At 53.2% G+C, this 222-nt stretch carries 1 protein-coding gene; it reads left to right on the forward strand.

Annotated elements, in window-relative coordinates:
- Positions 1 to 222 (forward strand): hypothetical protein (locus H8K52_RS20980; RefSeq protein ID WP_186924833.1); only part of this gene is annotated, 222 nt, incomplete at both ends.

A 222-nucleotide genomic window follows, 5' to 3' on the forward strand; every position in this document is an offset into this window, starting at 1 on the left:
ATGATCTCGTCTACACCGTCAGCTTAAGCGCAACAACAACTGTTGCCTCAACCTATGCTTACAACTTAGGCGGTGGTACAGCGACAGCCGGTGCTGATTACAACAGCACAGCCACATTTAGCAATGGCGTGACCTTAGTTGGTGGCAGCCTGATCGTTCCAGCCGGTGTTTCCAGCTTCACGGTCACCGTCGCCACAATCAACGACAGTGTCGTCGATTCCG

The sequence above is a fragment of the Affinundibacterium seohonense genome (assembly GCF_014284305.1).
Classification (GTDB): domain Bacteria; phylum Pseudomonadota; class Gammaproteobacteria; order Burkholderiales; family Burkholderiaceae_D; genus Undibacterium; species Undibacterium seohonense.